At 48.9% G+C, this 16,456-nt stretch carries 14 protein-coding genes; all 14 read right to left on the bottom strand.

Features of this window, described 5'->3' with window-relative positions:
* Nucleotides 1-51: 51 nt before the first annotated feature.
* Nucleotides 52-1,089 carry an FAD-dependent oxidoreductase gene (locus ULO1_RS13215; RefSeq protein ID WP_079933747.1) on the bottom strand — a complete coding sequence of 346 codons (1,038 nt, stop codon included), beginning with the start codon at nucleotides 1,087-1,089 and terminating at the stop codon, nucleotides 52-54.
* Nucleotides 1,090-1,110: 21 nt separating this feature from the next.
* Nucleotides 1,111-2,028 carry a methylenetetrahydrofolate reductase gene (locus ULO1_RS13210; RefSeq protein WP_078665816.1) on the bottom strand — a complete coding sequence of 306 codons (918 nt, stop codon included), beginning with the start codon at nucleotides 2,026-2,028 and terminating at the stop codon, nucleotides 1,111-1,113.
* Complete coding sequence (locus ULO1_RS13205) at nucleotides 2,012-2,692, bottom strand: methylenetetrahydrofolate reductase C-terminal domain-containing protein (protein WP_078665815.1); 681 nt, start codon at nucleotides 2,690-2,692, stop codon at nucleotides 2,012-2,014. Before ULO1_RS13205 ends, ULO1_RS13210 begins: the two co-directional genes overlap by 17 nt.
* Nucleotides 2,689-3,090 (bottom strand): hydrogenase iron-sulfur subunit, encoded by a 402-nt coding sequence (locus ULO1_RS13200; RefSeq protein ID WP_078665814.1) that lies wholly within the window; start codon nucleotides 3,088-3,090, stop codon nucleotides 2,689-2,691. The genes ULO1_RS13205 and ULO1_RS13200 overlap by 4 nt, the downstream gene beginning before the upstream one ends.
* Complete coding sequence (locus ULO1_RS13195) at nucleotides 3,090-4,367, bottom strand: FAD-dependent oxidoreductase (protein ID WP_079906172.1); 1,278 nt, start codon at nucleotides 4,365-4,367, stop codon at nucleotides 3,090-3,092. The genes ULO1_RS13200 and ULO1_RS13195 overlap by 1 nt, the downstream gene beginning before the upstream one ends.
* Before the next feature lie 95 nt (nucleotides 4,368-4,462).
* A complete protein-coding gene (locus tag ULO1_RS13190; protein ID WP_078665812.1) occupies nucleotides 4,463-5,260 on the bottom strand; it encodes a methyltetrahydrofolate cobalamin methyltransferase in 798 nt (265 codons plus the stop codon).
* 41 nt (nucleotides 5,261-5,301) lie between these two features.
* A complete protein-coding gene (locus ULO1_RS13185; RefSeq protein WP_078665811.1) occupies nucleotides 5,302-6,255 on the bottom strand; it encodes an acetyl-CoA decarbonylase/synthase complex subunit delta in 954 nt (317 codons plus the stop codon).
* A gap of 20 nt (nucleotides 6,256-6,275) precedes the next feature.
* Complete coding sequence (locus ULO1_RS13180) at nucleotides 6,276-8,183, bottom strand: ASKHA domain-containing protein (protein ID WP_079906173.1); 1,908 nt, start codon at nucleotides 8,181-8,183, stop codon at nucleotides 6,276-6,278.
* Nucleotides 8,184-8,198: 15 nt separating this feature from the next.
* Nucleotides 8,199-9,539 carry an acetyl-CoA decarbonylase/synthase complex subunit gamma gene (gene acsC, locus ULO1_RS13175; RefSeq protein WP_078665809.1) on the bottom strand — a complete coding sequence of 447 codons (1,341 nt, stop codon included), beginning with the start codon at nucleotides 9,537-9,539 and terminating at the stop codon, nucleotides 8,199-8,201.
* A gap of 80 nt (nucleotides 9,540-9,619) precedes the next feature.
* A complete protein-coding gene (gene acsB, locus ULO1_RS13170) occupies nucleotides 9,620-11,752 on the bottom strand; it encodes an acetyl-CoA decarbonylase/synthase complex subunit alpha/beta (RefSeq protein ID WP_078665808.1) in 2,133 nt (710 codons plus the stop codon).
* 40 nt (nucleotides 11,753-11,792) lie between these two features.
* Nucleotides 11,793-13,748 carry an anaerobic carbon-monoxide dehydrogenase catalytic subunit gene (gene cooS / locus ULO1_RS13165; RefSeq protein ID WP_079906174.1) on the bottom strand — a complete coding sequence of 652 codons (1,956 nt, stop codon included), beginning with the start codon at nucleotides 13,746-13,748 and terminating at the stop codon, nucleotides 11,793-11,795.
* 49 nt (nucleotides 13,749-13,797) lie between these two features.
* On the bottom strand, nucleotides 13,798-14,574 hold the full coding sequence (locus tag ULO1_RS13160) for an AAA family ATPase (protein ID WP_078665806.1): 777 nt from the start codon (nucleotides 14,572-14,574) through the stop codon (nucleotides 13,798-13,800).
* A gap of 234 nt (nucleotides 14,575-14,808) precedes the next feature.
* Nucleotides 14,809-15,789, bottom strand: coding sequence for a hypothetical protein (locus tag ULO1_RS13155; RefSeq protein WP_079906175.1), 981 nt, complete (start codon nucleotides 15,787-15,789; stop codon nucleotides 14,809-14,811).
* A gap of 75 nt (nucleotides 15,790-15,864) precedes the next feature.
* Complete coding sequence (locus ULO1_RS13150) at nucleotides 15,865-16,437, bottom strand: hypothetical protein (RefSeq protein ID WP_078666682.1); 573 nt, start codon at nucleotides 16,435-16,437, stop codon at nucleotides 15,865-15,867.
* Between the last annotated feature and the right edge of the window lie 19 nt (nucleotides 16,438-16,456).

Below are 16,456 nucleotides of genomic sequence, written 5' to 3'. Positions count from 1 at the left end.
TTAGCTATATTATAAAAGATTACCCTGGAAAAAGCAAGGGACCCTCACCCTTTATCTTGCAGCCAGGTCAGTTAGCAACTGCCCTACAACCGCCCTGGCCTGTGCTATGCTGTCACTGATACTTTTCGGTCCCTGACAGGTGCCACAGACATAAATCCCTTTTTTCGAGCTCTGGTAATTTCCTGGCTCCAGATTGGCCAGAAAACCAAACCGGTTCTGTTCAATCCCCAGGGTTTGGGCCAGTTCAGTCAGCTCATTTTCAGGAGTAATAGCAGTAGATAATACCAGCAAATCAAATTGCTCGCTTTCTACTCTTCCGGACAGGGAATCAGTATAACGTACTGTCACCTTTTCATAAGGGAAGGAAAATACTTTAGCAGGAATGCCCCGGACCAGTTTAATCTGAGCTACTTCCTTAATTTCCTTCAGGTACTTGTCAAAACTGCGGCCAAAAGTTTGAATATCCATGTAAAAAACTGCGATCTCAGAATCTGGAAGCTCATGCTTGATCTTGCGGGCCAAACGCAGAGCATACATGCAGCAAACCTGAGAACAATATTCATTGCCTAAAGCCAGATCCCTGCTGCCTACGCATTGAACAAACCCGATTTTCTGCACTCCGGGATAGGCTTTGACAAACTTCCCTTCCCTGGCCAGAGCCTGTTCCAGCTCCAGAGCCGAAATCACTCCCCGCTGCCAGCCTAAGCCCAGCTCACCCCGCTTTTCAGGAGCCAGAGGAGAGAATCCGGCTGCTACGATAATTCCGGCTACCTGGATTTCCACTTCCCCGGCCGGAGTCTTGAGTTGCACCTGGTAGTTGCCAGGTTGTCCCCCGCAGCGGCTGACACGGCTATGCAGATAGACCTTAATTCCTTCTTCAGCCTCCACTGCTGCTCTGGCCTGCAAGACCAGACAGGCAGAACATTTAGCACAGTTGTTTGTCGCTTTGCAGGCATAGGTGGCCGCCTTACCGCCCAGGACCCCATCCTTTTCTACCAGATGAACGGTAAAACCATTTTTAGCTGCCGCCTGGGCAGCTGTCAGACCGGCAATACCGCTTCCTATCACCAGCAAGTTATTGTTACTCACTTTACTCCCTCCTTGCCGGCTCTAAATAGTCGGGCGCGGCAAAAGTCCTGCCCTCTCCACAATGGTCGGAATAATCTCTTCCCAGGCGACCGCCATAATGTGTACCCCGGCAATTCCCTTCATATTGCGTAAATACTTAATCTGCTCAACCACCAGATTAACAGCTTCTTCCTTTACATCCTCCGCCTTTTCCAGGCGCTGACAGATTTCCTCCGAAACCATCATCCCTGCCACATTTTTCTGCATATATCTGGCCGCCTTGGCAGACTTAATCGGCATTACGCCGGCCAGAATATAGGCCCTTTCATGTAATCCCCGTTCTCGTACCAGCTCCATCCAGCGCTCAAACCGTTCCATATCCAGAATACACTGGGTTTGGACAAAATCGGCACCGGCATTGATTTTTTTCTCCAGACGGGTTACCCGAAATTCAAAGGGGTCAGCAAAGGGGTTAGCTGCACAGCCAAGGAAGAACTTGGGAGGCTCGCTTTTCATCTGTTCCCCGCACTGGAAATAGCCTTTACGCATTCCATCCAGAGTCTGTAAAAGCTGAATGGAATCCAGATCCCAGACGTTCTTGGCCATGGGGTGATTACCAAAACGCTGATGGTCACCGGACAGACAAAGAATATTCTTTATCCCTAGAGCTGCCGCCCCCAGGGCGTCTGACTGCAATCCGATGCGGTTCCGATCCCGGCAGGTCATCTGGATAATGGGCTCAATTCCCATATCAACCAGGATTTTGCCGGCAGCTATAGAAGACATCCGTACGATCGCCGTCTGGTTATCTGTTAAATTGAAAGCATCAGCGGCATTGCGTAAGTGCTCTCCGTGTTTTTTGATTACATTGGCATCACAGCTTTTCGGTGGCCCAATCTCACCGGAAACCACAAACTCGCCCCTGCGTAACAGTTGTTCCAGTTTACTCCCCGCTTTCAAGGTACAGTTCCTCCCTTACCAGTTTTCTCGGCCCTCCATCCCGGGCTGTAGTCCAGTCTTTCGGTGGCTGAATTTCCAGCAAGCGCTCCACCAGACCCAGGCGCTGTAAACGGTCATGGATAAGCTGCCAGCCACAATCAATATCTTTGGAGATTTCGCATTTACCGTTTTGGGAACCGCCACAGGGACCATTGAGCAGGTTTTTGGAACAACGGGCGATAGGACAAACTCCTCCGGTAATGCTGAGTACGCAATTGCCACAACCCAGACATCTTTCCGCCCATTCCCCTACTTTGAGGTTAATGCCCATAAACTTGGTATTCAGGGCCGGATGCACCCTTACCGCCGGGAATCGTTCTGCAACCCCCTGCACCCCTACACCACAGGCAGTGGAAAGGATAGCCTCAACTTCCGGTACCATTTCCCTGACCTGGTCTATAAATTCATAATCGCATTGTCTTTCTACCGTAGCCTCTAAAACTTCTAAAGGTTGCCCGTTTTCCTGCCGGGCCAGGCGTAGCTGTTCTGCCAGTATACCTACTTCCTTTTCACCACCGGCCAGGCAGACAGTCACACAGCCCCGGCAACCCAGTAATAAAATCTTTTTATAATTGGAGACAGACTGTAAGATCTCTTCCAATGGTTTACGATCAGCTACTATCATTTATTTACCACCTTCCCCGGCTTATCCCCTAAGGCTGCCAAACGTTGAGCAAAAGCCAGTATTTCTTCCGCAAGTTGAGGGCCCATATTAGCTGCCAGATTGACAAAAGCCATTCTTTCCGCATTTACGCCCATAGAGGCCAGCATCTTGGCCACTCCCTGCCAGCGCTGTTCTGCCCGGTTATTACCCCGAAGGAACTTGCAGTTCTCTTTCTGGCAGGCCAGCACCATTACCCCATCAGCTGCTGCCAGGCTCTTATAGAGGTAAAGCACATCCAGCCTCCCTGAACAGGGTAGTTTGATAGCTTTGACCTTCAGTTGGGAGGACAAATTGGGTCGGGCCGACTGATAGGCCAGCCAACCGGAATTTTCACAGCAAAATGCAATTATCCTGGCCATCAGTTTACCGCCTCCTTTAACTGTCCCAGAATTTCCTGGTCCTCATAGCCTGGCATGGTAATGGCCTTACCTGGACATTCAGCCGCACAGATTCCACACCTTCTGCAGGCAATAGGATTCATATAAGCCACCGAACCATACAGGTTGTTATAGCTGGCATAATCATGTTTAATTTCAATGGCACCATGCGGGCAACAGCGATAACAGGTTAGGCAAACAACACACTTTGCCGCCTCTACTCTGGGATAGTTTGCTATTACTTCCACTTCAGCAGCAGGCAGCTTTTGCTGAATTTCCCCCGCAACCAGAGCCGCATCCATCAAAATCGCCTGGTAAGTGCTGGGAGCATGGGTATTTCCAACTACATATATACCTTCCCGGGAAGTGAACTGTGGACCAATATGAACATTATCTTCACCCCGGAAATCATAGGCATCCAGCCTAATACGGAAAATCTGTCCTAAAACCCTGGCATCCTCGTTGGGCACAATCTCTTCCGGAATAATCAGCCAGTCAGCCGCCACCTTGAAGCTATTCCCTGTAGTCTGCAGGAAGGGATCCTGATAGGCTACCTCGATCTTATCCCCCTGCTTAATAATTTGCACATCCTTTTCATAACGGTAAAAATTTACTCCCGCTGCCCTGGCCCGGCCAAATAACTCTTCCAGTCCTTCCTGGGCCACCTTCATGTTTTTGGTAAATACATGCACATCTTTGTGATAGGTCTCCCGCAAAAGAAGGGCATTTTTCAAGGTGGAAATATAGGGCATATAGAAATTTTCCGTAGTTTTGCCCAGGATGAAAACATAGGTCTGCCCCTTGACCTCTGTCTGTTTTATGGCCTTTTCCAGGCCCAGCAGCCCTAAAACCCGGTCATTCATTCCCAAACCACCATATTTGGCCGGGCAGAGTACCGTCTGGAGGCCAATGGCAATTACAACAGCCCCGGCATTAATGGCCTGCTGACCCTGAGGCCCGGAAATCAGTACCCGGAAATTTCCTGCTACACCAAAACAGTCAACTACCTGGCTCTGCAGGAAAACAGCCACATCACTATCAGTAAGTAATTGTTTTTTTAATTTTTCAACAATTTCAGCTGGTTTTTCCCTGGTTTCTACCAGTGAAGCCAGTTCGGCAAAAACCCCTCCCAGCTGATCGCTTTTTTCCACTAAAAATACCCGGTGGCCAAGGCGTCTAAGCGCAGCAGCAGTTTCCATGCCGGAAATGCCCCCGCCAATGATTACCACATCCTGATTAACCGCAATCTTTTCCCTCATCCCTCCGACACACCTCAATTCCTTCTAACCTCAAGTTGAACCATAGAGGTAGAGAGCTTCCCGGGGATGGGAAGCTCTCATCAACCACCCGCCTCTTAGCGCTGGCGGAATATTTTCAGGTAAGAATCACAGTAAATGGTCTGGTTCAACAGAATGCTGGCAGTAGCTGCTGCATCCACCAGGTCATTATCATTGGCATCCATGATGGCGGAATCCAGGCCGGCAGCCATGGCCATGACCAGGAAAGTACGGTTTATCAAGGGCCGGTTGGGGCTCTTCTGGGACACATTGGACAGGCCTATAGTAGTCCGCGGTGCGGGACTGGCCAGCATCTTGATTTGACGCAAGGTTTCCAGCACTTCCGGCACATGGTCCTGAGCCACATTCACCGGCAGAATGAGGGGGTCTATATAGAGGTCAGTCATAGGAATGCCATAAGCATCAGCATTGACCACCAGTTCTCCGGCAAGAGCGATTCGGGACTCAGCATCCTTGGGTACACCTTTTTCATTCATGGCCAAACAGATAATAGCTGCTTCAAACTGCTTGGCCAGCGGGAACAGGGCATCCATTTTCGCCTGTTCAGCGGTGGTTGAGTTGATCATGGCTTTGCCTTTGGCAGCCTTTAAGCCAGCCTCAATAGCCAGTACGGAAGTAGAGTCGATAGCAACCGGCAAATCAACCACACTCTGGGCAGTTTTTACCATCCAGGCCATGATTTCTGCCTGTTCTTCCTGACTGGCAATGGGTCCGGTGTTGATATCCAGCCAGTGGGCGCCCCCTTCGTACTGCTTGATGGCCCACATTTCAATGGGTTTGGGGTCCCGTTCAGCAACAGCCTGCCGAATATCCTTGAACAAACCATTAATTCTTTCACCGATAATTTCAAACATTCAGTAAACCTCCCTTTTTCTCCCGGCCCAAGGCCTTTCTTTTAGTATTGTGCACCCTTGCTGATAGCAGCAACATGGTCCTTAAACTGTTTCAGGGAATCAGGATGCCGCATGAGGAAGAGATGCCCCCCTGCCTGAAGCAGTGTGGTAGCGGTCATAACTTCCCACAGGATAGCCCGGGTATATTGTCCGCCCCAATCATAACCTTCAGGAGAACCTTCATCCTTGGCTTCCTTGGCCTTCCAGGATTCCTGACCAACAAAGCAGATGATGGGCATGGCCAGCATCTTGTCACCGGTCAGAGCACCCAAACGGGCCCGTTCCATAATGGAGTAAGCATATTCAATACCATAGCCCAGAGCACCGATCAATGGGTCTATAACAATCCGGTCAGAAGGCAGATTCATTTCTGTAATCAGAATGTTCAGCTGCTTGGCCAGGTTAATGTCCAGCGGAGATGAAGCAATTACAGAATGACCATTAACCAGGGCAGTAGCTACGATGGAATTGTAGTTTTCCTGAGTGGCGCAGCCAATCAGGCAGTTTTTGCCTTGCAGCACTTCCCCCACAGTGGGGAAAATTTCTGCGTCCTTTTCTTCAACCCCACAGCCCAGGACAATCAAGGGTACATCGATAGCATCTGCAACCGCCTTGGCAGTTCTGGCTACATCTTCAGCGCTGGCATTGCCTTTGTCAGGATGCGCGCTATCCAGGCGCAATGCCACCGCATCAGCACCAAATTCAACGGCCTTTTTCGCCCAGGCCACGGGATCAGACAGTACATCTCCCCAGGCGTTCTTCAGGATTTCCGGCCAATCTTCCGGATAGACATCAGATACTTCCAGTGCAACTACCGGAGCATTAGGAACTTGCCCTTCAAAAGTCAGATAGGGTAAGGTGGAGTCTCCACCAACTTTAACTGCTTTAGGCCCTTCGCCGATAGTGACTTCCGCGACTTTGGAAGTCCAGCGTTCTTTCAGGATGGTAACAGCCATTTCACCCGCTCCTTTCGGATTTATTTATGTTTCTGCTCAATAGAAGGGAATAAAGACAAATCAGTGTGTGGCAAAAATAGCGCCGAAACGAATTCATCCATAAAAGTATTACCCACACTTAATTCCAGATAAGTCATCTTAGCTGCAATCTCGTCGACTTTGGCTCGAGCCGCCTGGGAAGTGAGGGCCAGGCAGGCTCCTTTCAAGGAGCTATTGCCGATGAACCTGTACTTTTCTTCCGGTAAATCCGGCAGGAGGCCGATGGTAACCGCATCTTTTATGTTGAGATAGTTACCAAAGCCACCAGCGATCAGAATTCGATCTACCGCTTCTAATGGCAGATCTACCATTCCCAGCATTACCCGAATACCGGCGAAAATCGCTCCTTTAGAACGAATGAGGTTCTTTATATCTGCTTCCGAAATGGTTATATCTTGTTCTATCCCACTATCCTCTGCCCATGCTAAAACAAATTCCGGTCCTTCTTCTCCCTGTCTTACCCGCGGATGTTTTAGATTGGCAAACTTGCCAGTCCGGTCAATAATTCCGGCATCCCGCAGGCGGGCAATGCAGTCAATCAATCCTGAGCCGCAAATACCCACGGGCTTGCCATTGCCGATGGTCTTCAATTTTACCTTCCCGTCACTACCGATTTCGACCCGCTCGATTGCTCCGTACATTGCCCGCATACCAAACTTGATACCGCCTCCCTCAAAAGCCGGACCTGCGGAACAGGAACAGGCAATCAGCCAATCCTCATTTCCCAGCACCATTTCGCCATTGGTACCGATATCAATCAGGAGGGTTAATTCCTGTTGTTCAGCCATGCCTGTGTACAGCACACCGGAAGTTATATCGCCACCGACATAACTGGCTATACTGGGCAATGCATGAACCCAGGCTTCCGGATCAACCAGTAAATCCAGCTCCTTGGCTCGGATAGGCGGTACAAAATTGATGGTGGGGATATATGGTTCCAATCTGATATAATTGGGGTCAATGCCCAGCAATAAATGGGTCATGGTAGTGTTGCCAGCACATACGACCGCTTTGATTTCCGTAGGGCTTATGCCGTTTTTCCGGCACAATCCCTGTACCAGTTCATTAATCGTTGACCGAACTGCTTCTTTTAGCTCCTCCAGTCCGCCGTTGACTTCAACCGCATGCACAATTCGACTGATTACATCATCGCCGAACTTGGCCTGACGATTATACGTTCCTCTAACATCTAACCTCTCGCCGGTGATGAGGTTGATTAGCTGTACTACTACCGTGGTAGTACCAATGTCAACGGCAATTCCGTACAGAGGAGAATTATTCTGTCCCGGAGATATGTCAACCACTTCCGTTACCCCGGCTCCTAAAGCCAGAGTCACCGTTACCTCCCAATTCCCCTCCCGTAATGCCTGGGCTAATTGAGCCAGGGCTGACAAACGGATCTGGATGTTGCTATTTTCAGTCTGCTTGCGCAGTAGTGTCAGCAGGCGGCTCCAGTCATCTGTATTGTCTGTCAAGCTTGGAGGTGAAAGCTTAACCGTTTGCCGCCAAATCAGCCCAGGTCCAGACCATCTTTTTTCATCTATTTCCTGCTCGGTCAGGGTACCAGCCCTTTTTTCATCAGATGTCAACACCTGATGTTCTGCCAGACGGCTTTCCAGAGGAATTTCAACAACTATGTTATCTTGAACTTTAGCCTGGCAGGCTAATACCCAACCCTCATTCAGTTTCTGTGGTGAGAGATTGGCTGTTGCCCCCCGTTCCACTTTACCGGACTGGACAATCACCGCACAACGACCACAGGTCCCCTGACCGCCACAGGTGCTTTTAATGGCCAGGCCTGCCTTCTGAGCGGCTTTCCAGATGGTAGTGCCCGCTTCGACTTGTACTTCAACGCCGTCAGGCAGAAAGTAGACACGATGCAGGTCCATGTTTTATTTCATCTCCTAATTCCAGCGCTGTTTCAAGAAAGAAGGTATACCGGAGGATTCCCGCGGACCGACGATAACTTCAAATCCGGACAATTCCGCCAGCTTACCGGAGAGAACGGCAACGTGCCCAGGAATGATAATCTTGTTATGGTTGATCTTGTCCTTAATGCCCAGGTTTTTCAGATCTTCGGCAATCTTTTCAGGTGAGTATTTGCCTGCCGCCCAGGCTGTCAACACGGAGATCCCATCTGTATCAATGGGTATTACATAAGCAGGTACCCGGGAAGCTTCCACATCACCGGCTACGCAGAAATAAGTAAGCGAGAAGTTAGTGGTGATGAAGACAGGAGCATCCGGACCAGGATTGCCAATTTCATAGATTTTAGCTTCTACCGCAATCGGCTTCTGCGGGTCAGTGTAAATGTTCAGCCGCAGAGTGATCAGCGGTAATACCACAGCCGGATCGGCACTGCTGATAACCACAATACCGGCATATTTTGCAATATATACTCCCGCATCGATGGCTTCCTGCAAGGGGTTCTCAGGATTGCTGGCAAAGGCAATCGCCGGATAGCCAAAAGGACGGAACTTTTCTTTCAGGGCCTTACGGCGGATCTGGGTCAGATCACCAAGAGCCTGAGCTACTTCCCTGGCGCCGGAGTCGATGACCAGTTCTTTCCATCCAAGAGCAGTTACCTTTTCTACCAGTTCAGCCAGTTCATTCAGGTTACTGCCTTTTACAGCCAACGGCACTTGATATTTCTTGGCCAGTTCAGTCATCGCTTCATAGTTTTCAGCAGTAGCAGCATAAACCAGGGGCTTGCCAGCTGCAGCTACTTCCAGGGCCTGGCCCATAGCATTAACGTCAGAAGAAATCAGAATCAGCGGGTACTTGGTTGCGCCCTGAACGGCTTTAACAGCTTCTACGAATTTGCCGGCATCACCAGAGCGGTTCACTACAGCCACCAGATCCACTTCGTGAATCTGACCAACCCGGTCAAAGACCAGCTTGTTGATAGCATCCACTTTCGCTGCAATTTCTTCAGCACTCATGTCATCGTAGACTTCAATAGCAATGCCAGTGGGATGTTCGAACCGCTTATCATGACGGAACAGGACAGTTTCATTACCAATGGACAGTTCCTTTTCACCGGTTCCGATTTTAACCAGAGCGATAGGAGGAGCAGAAGCTGCACCCAGGAATTCTTTAGCAGCATCACTTACATAGGGACATGCTTCCAGGGAAGCTTTACCAGCGGCCAGCTGCATAGCAAAGGCCAAACATGTCGGTTGCCCACATTCTTTACAATTCTTTTTAGGCAACTGTTTGTAAATCTCCAGACCGGTTAATGCCATTCTCTAAACCCCTTTCCAATCTTTATTTTAATGGAGTCAGGAGAGGTCTATCCCCCTCCCGACCCCAAACAATCTTTGACTTAGAACAGCGGATCCATGGTCAGGGCCGGATGGCCTTTTTCTTCCAGGAAGGGCAGGATTTCATCCGGGGTGGTACCCACTGTTTCGTCAGCGATCTTGTCAACAAAGTCTCGGCCCAGCCCCAGTTCTTCAGCCCTTTCAGCCAGCTGCTCTCTCATCTGTTCCTTCAATTCTTTGGGCATCCAAACAATCCGGGCCAATCCGCCATCTGCAGGAATGAATTTCTTGGAAAGCATATAGGACTTACCAATCCCCATGAAACCAGGCAACTGAGCGCCACCACCGCAGGTACCTGCCAGGGTGGAGAAGGTCATACCACAAGGAGTTTCCCCGGCATGCTCCCGGTTAACCACCATGATACCATTCAACTCAGGCACAATGGCCAGAATGGCTTCAAAGCAACCACAGGAAGTCATGGGGTATTCCATAATGGTATAGAAGTTAACATGCTCAATTGTGCGCTGGGAGTTGTTGAAAATAAACTCATCGAAAGACTTCCAGCGACCTTTAATCGGGTCTTCACACTCACCCTTGGGAATGGGCTGGTTAGCACCATGGGGGTTAATCTCATAGGCAGCCTTGGCATCCAGCCAGCTAACCGCACCACAGAGACCAACCCGTTCGGGAGCAACCACGCAAACGTGGGTAGGAGCAAAGGACTGACACAGAGTACAGCTGTAGAAGGTATCTACACCTTCGTCGGTCAGCTCCCGCAAGCGAGCATCCCGCTTGGCATATTTCTCCCGGGCCACTTCCCGCATTTCCACAACTTTTTCCTCATCAGTGATAATGGTTACCTGCACCCGGTCGACGATGGCCGGAAACTCGGACTTAAACTTGGCATAGAGGATTTCCCCGAAATGCTTCATACGGAAGCCTTTCTCATAAGCGCCCTTGCTGATCCGCAACCAGCACAGATCCCGCTGGGCCACGTGCCAGAGACCTTCACCATAGTTGATGAAGTAATGGATCCGTCTTTCCAGCACTGGCTCGAAGTCTTCCTGCATCTTGCGGCCAGCTACATCGACAATAATTCCGATAGGATAGGCCTTGCCTTCTTCCATCTGATCCACATCAGGTCCAATCAGTTCGATCTTATGGTCTTCCACATCATCCAGTGGCATCATCCGCACCAGTTCGAAGCCAGGCTTACGGCCACCGCCGAATTCCACATACATATCTTTCTTACGGATGGATTCCCCTTCGAAGGCAGGACCGATGGTGACCGGTACGGGAATATCCACGATTTTGAGCTTGATGCCCCGCAGTTCCATGGCCACCTGGACCATTTTCTTGTAATCCTTTTCAGTCACAAACCAGTCAGGCAGCTCTTCCTCCAGATCCTGGTCGGTGATGCAGGGGAAACCGAGGTCAATGGCACCAAAACCGGCAGCAATCCGCACCTGATCCAGTTCGCCCAGGAAGAGGACGAAAGCACGAACCCGGCGAGCCTGGTAGTCCAGCATTTCTTCCCGGCGGCCAGGTTTGATACCCCCGAAAGCCAGACCAGCGCGCAAGGCGAAGTTAACAGCATGAATAACCTGAGTGAAATCCCCCAGCGGGAAAGCAATATAATCTGTACCCAGTTTGATGCCGGCCTCAATACACTGTTCGATCACTTCATTGCACAGCATCAACATCATGCCTTTGGATTGCAGGTCCTTGATCATTGCAGCCAGCTCTTCTGTACTGCGGGCCTTACCGACAATAACTGCAACCCCGGGAATAGTAAAGTCAACCAGAGGTACACCGAATTTCCGCAAAATCCGGTCATTGAGGAAACCGGTGAAATAGTCACCCGCATAGGGATCATTGCCGTTAACATACTTAATAGCCTCAATTACTTCGGCAGCATAGAGGGTGGCTTCTCCGGCCAGTTTGGCATTTTCAAAAGTAAGAGCCTCTCTCAGGTACTGGTTTTCCACCCGGCTCAGAATAGGCGGCAGATCACCCAGTTTGGTCACTTCTTCCCCGCTCAGGGAGAGCATAACCGGCAATTTATAGGCCGTATCCGGATAGGCGATAGGCGCTTCCGGACCATACTCCTGCAGAGCTTTGTCCAGCAAAATTTTCGCATAGCCAAGAGCGATTATCGCTCCCTCATATGCATCTTTAAACAAAGTCTGTGACATCTTTCCTCCTCCTTACCTTCCAATATGGGCTGTTGAGATGTTACTTACCAGCCAGTTCAGCAGCCTGGGCCAAAGCCTTTTTGCGGATGCGCAGACGCCATGCCCGTTCTTCCAGTTTGTTCAGCATCTTTTCAGCAGCCTTTTCATAATCCTGTTCCAGAATCAGGTAGCCACCAAAGACATCTTCAGCGATATTGGTGACCACTCCATAGACCAGTTTGGAGCCTTCCACAGGAACCAGGGTACCGACATGAACAGGCATGCCCAGAGTTACACACCAGCTACCAATGGCAATGGCCTTCTCACTCATAGCCTCAGGCGCAGATGCCACCCAGGGAACTCTTGGTGTATCTACCCCCAGTTCATCCGCCATCAGCATCAACAAGTCGCTGGCCCGGCTATTATCAACACAGGAACCCATATGGAAAACCAAAGGAAGCTTTTCGCTGATCTTACCGGCATTGGCTTCATTCAAGCGATTCAGGAAAGCCTTCAGGCCAGGACCGGCAAATTCCTCAACCGCCTCACCGTTCAGCAGGCCATGTTTAGCAAAAGCTTGCGCTGAACAGCCTGTTGCCACTACGAACACATCATTGGCTACCATTTTCTTAATCACGCCAATGTGTTTTTCATCCTGCACACCTTTCAGGTTGTTACAACCGGCGAAAAGCGCCACACCCTTGATTTCACCATTCAAAATGGCATCAGTTAAGACACTGATCGGACGCTCGGGATTGATGGCAGCGAAAATCTCCAGTAATGCCTCCAGACTCCAGCCACCGACAACCTTGTTCTTGATTTGCGGGATATAGACCTTTTGACCATCTCTTTCTTTGTAGTTTTCAATGGCCAGACGGATAACCTTGCGGGCATTTTCCATGGCATCTTCTTCATTGAAATAAACATGATAGGCACCAGGAATCTTGGCGATATCGGAAGTAGTAATCAATTTGGTATGGAAGCATTCACAGACCGCCTGCAAGCCGGGCATAATACACTGAACATCTACTACCATGGCATCTAAGGCCCCGGTCATAATGGCCAGTTCCTGAGAGCCAAAGCTAGTGGCAATGGGCACACCCTGGCGCATCAGAACCTCGTTACCGGTACAGCAGATACCTACACAGTTGATGCCTTCAGCCCCGGCAGCTTTGGCTTCAGCTTCCATTTCCTTGGCAGCCCGGACAATCAGTTCACTCAAGAGGGGGTTGTGACCGTGAACAGCGATATTGACTTTGTTTTCCTTGATTACCCCCAGGTTAGCTTCAGTGACAGTGGGGACAGGAGTGCCGAAAATCACGTCAGACAGATCAGTACTGATATGCATGCCGGTATAGTCACCCATAGCAGCTTTCAGACCACCAAAGATAATGGATACAGGATCAGCATCCATACCCATGTGAGTCTGGCTTAACAGTTCTACGATAGCACTATTGATACCTGCAGGCATGGTCTTGGTTTCCCGCAGTTTCTTGACCCGGCCTTCGGTAACAGTTGTTTTAACCCAGGTGGCCTCACCGAAACCGCTGAGTCGCTGATAATCTTCCAGAGCTGCCAGAGCCACTTCCTTGGCCAGTTGCTCAGGGGTTTTCCCTTCGGTTTCGATACCGATTCTTGCGGCGATTTTCTTCAGTTTGTTGATATCCTTAATTTCATAGTCCTTGGTCTTGCCTTCAGCAACATGCAGTAATGCCATTGCAATATGCCGACCATGATCGGAGTGAGCAGATGCACCACCCGCTACTGCGCGTACCAGGTTACGAGCCACAATAGTATAGTCAGTAGCTCCACAAATACCCTTGTTGCCACCCTGTTTTTTGGGCATAATCCGACACGGGCCCTGGATACAAATCCGGCAACAAATACCATTACTGCCGAAACCACACTGAGGCGACTGGGCTTTGGCCCGATCAAAAGCGGTAAAAATGTTCAATTCACTAGCCCGGCTCAGCATCTGCAACACACCGGGGTCAATGGACTTTTTTTGTTCGCTCATTCCCTTCCAAACCTCCTTAATCGTTTGTTACAGGTTAAAACCATGCTAATTAAATATCCCTGTTCCCTACCTCCTCCTCCAGCCTTTTCTTAATCTCTTTTAAAGTTTTATAGATAATCCCTTGCGGGCTGATGGCAACCCCGTCTTCCATCGCAGTGTCCACAGCCTCGTCATCATAGGGAATAATACCTAACAATAAATCCTGAGGCAGTTTACTGCTTAAAAACTCTTTTTCCTTCTCAGTTCTGACTTTATTACCGATAAAATAAACCCGGTTAATTCCCAGATCTTCGGACATTTTCTTCACCTGCAGAGCAGTGCCGACACTGTTCAGGGAAGGTTCTACCACTACCAGCATGGCATCCACTCCACGGGCTGTGCCCCGGGATAAATGTTCTATACCGGCCCCCATATCCAGGATAACCACATCATTTCTGTCCAGCAACAGGGAATTAACAACAGAATTAAGAAAACTGTTTTCTTTACAATAACAGGCTTCACCGCCTTTTTTCAAGCCCCCCATCCGCAAAAAGTTAATATTGTCCTTTTTCAGGCAATACTCCTCCAGAATCTCATCCACATCTGGATTCAAGGTGAAAAAAGCGCCCCCGCCGGCGTTCTTGGCATCGATGATTTCCTTCAGTTCGATGACCGGCCGGTGTTCCTGAGCAACCTGGCGCTCGATGCCAACCCCCTGGGCCAAACAGGCATCAGGGTCAGCATCAATGGCAAAAACCCGGGGATGATCTTCAGCAAAAATCCTTACCAGCGTTGATGCAATCGTCGTTTTACCTACTCCGCCTTTTCCTGAGATGGCTAGCTTCATTCCATCACCCCCCTATTTCAGAAAATTTCTAATAATATTAACTTAATTATTTCGTCGTTGTCAACAAAAATCCTGCTAGGTGTTGAAAAATAATCTTGAAATGTTGTTTCTGTTATACAAATGGTCAGGTCGGGTTATTAATAATTATATTTCGACACAAATTGTTAATTCCCTGCTAGTTCCCAAAAAATTCTGAAAATAAATACAAAAAGAAAAGATACCCGCACTTGCGGGCTAAAAAAGCAAATATCTTTTTCGGAGTATCCTGTATTCAACAATTAACAACAAAATAGAAAGAATAATCAGCGCTCCTGCTACACCGCGCCAGAACAGGATTTGCCTCAAATTTTTAGTTAATCTATTGTGCAGCTCCCGTTCCCTTTGTTGCCAGTTGGCCTGCTGAGTGGCAATGTTTTTTATAGTAGTCTCGTTGTCTCTGATTACTTTTTCTTTTTCAGCCAGCATCTCGTAAACCCGGGCCAGAGATTGTTGCCAGAGGGAAATTTCTTTCTGCCATAACCGCAGTTCACTATTCTGTCCTAATGCCAGCGACGGTAACGGTGGACTTGACAGCCGTCGATTTACCCAGGCCTCCAGTACCTGATTGTAGATTTCTCCCGGTAATATTAAACTCTGGTCACGAGGCATAAGCCCAGGCCCTTTCCAGATTGACAGGTAATTGCTTGAGTCTTTAATATTTATTACTAACAGCGTTCCGGGCCAGACGCCAGCCTGGTAGATTGAGCCATAGAGATTCAGCAATTGCTTGTTTAATCTGCTCAAATGTTGACTGCTGGCAACAAGTTGAACCTTCAAAAACTCCGGTTTTTCGGCTGCCCAGGAAACTTTAGCCCGGTTGAGGATTTCCTCAGACGCATCCTGAACAATCTTGTCATAAGCTTGAGTAGCCTCCTGGTTACTGTAAAGGGAATCGGCCAGATAAAGATATGCCTGCAGTTCAGCTGCGGGTTTCATATCTCGCACATTATCGGGATCAGGTATTTGTAGCCAAATACCTTCCCCGGCTAAAGCTCTAACCGCCGATAAATTGCTGATTTTTTTACTGTCACCGGTAATGTCAATGATGATTGTGTGTTGTAAACGTCTTTCTTCTGCCTGCCTTTTTTCCTCATCAGGCGGATTCGCCAGAACCGGTTGAGCCAAAGCCAGGTACAATAATAACAAAACAAATAATCCAGTTTTATTTCTGAGCATAGACTGGCCCCCTTTATCGTCCTACTTCGTTAACATATATATAAGCCAGTCCAGCTCAATATGACTACCAGTCCATTATTTAGCTCGTACCACTTCCACCATTTTCATAATGATGGGTCTGGGAACCTGATATAGTTGCCAGTTCTGGTCTTCAAAACTCTTTCTGACAAAGAGTGTTCCTGCACTCTTCCCACCTATTGCCACTACGATATGATCACCGTTGATTTTTAACTTGTTGCGGTTTTGGAGTTGCTGAACATCCATCAGAAAAGCGCCAAAGGAAGGTACAGCACTCTTGACCACATTAATATTGGGAGGCAAGCCGCCGCTGTTTTTCATAATCTCTTTGGCTTTAGCTGGATCTGTTACATCCCCTTCGGGTATGATAGCATTCTTGAACTGGCCAGCTTCCGCAAAATAGACAGCTTCTTCTAACAACTTCTTGACTTTAGGATAAAGGGGGTGGTCACTGCCCATAATGATATCATTGCCCTGATTGTAGAGTATGATTTGACCCATAGTAATTGCAGGCACTTTTTCCTCTTTAACCTGTTGCGGCTGCTTCAGCCCCAAAAAATAATAAAGGAGACCAATTCCGATTAGTGTTATGACTACTACAATAGCTAATGTATATTTTCTTTTTTTCATTCCTATCACCTCCAAACAA

The sequence above is a fragment of the Carboxydocella sp. ULO1 genome (assembly GCF_002049255.1).
In the GTDB taxonomy this organism is placed as follows: domain Bacteria; phylum Bacillota.
This window is presented reverse-complemented; position numbering and strand designations above follow the sequence as displayed.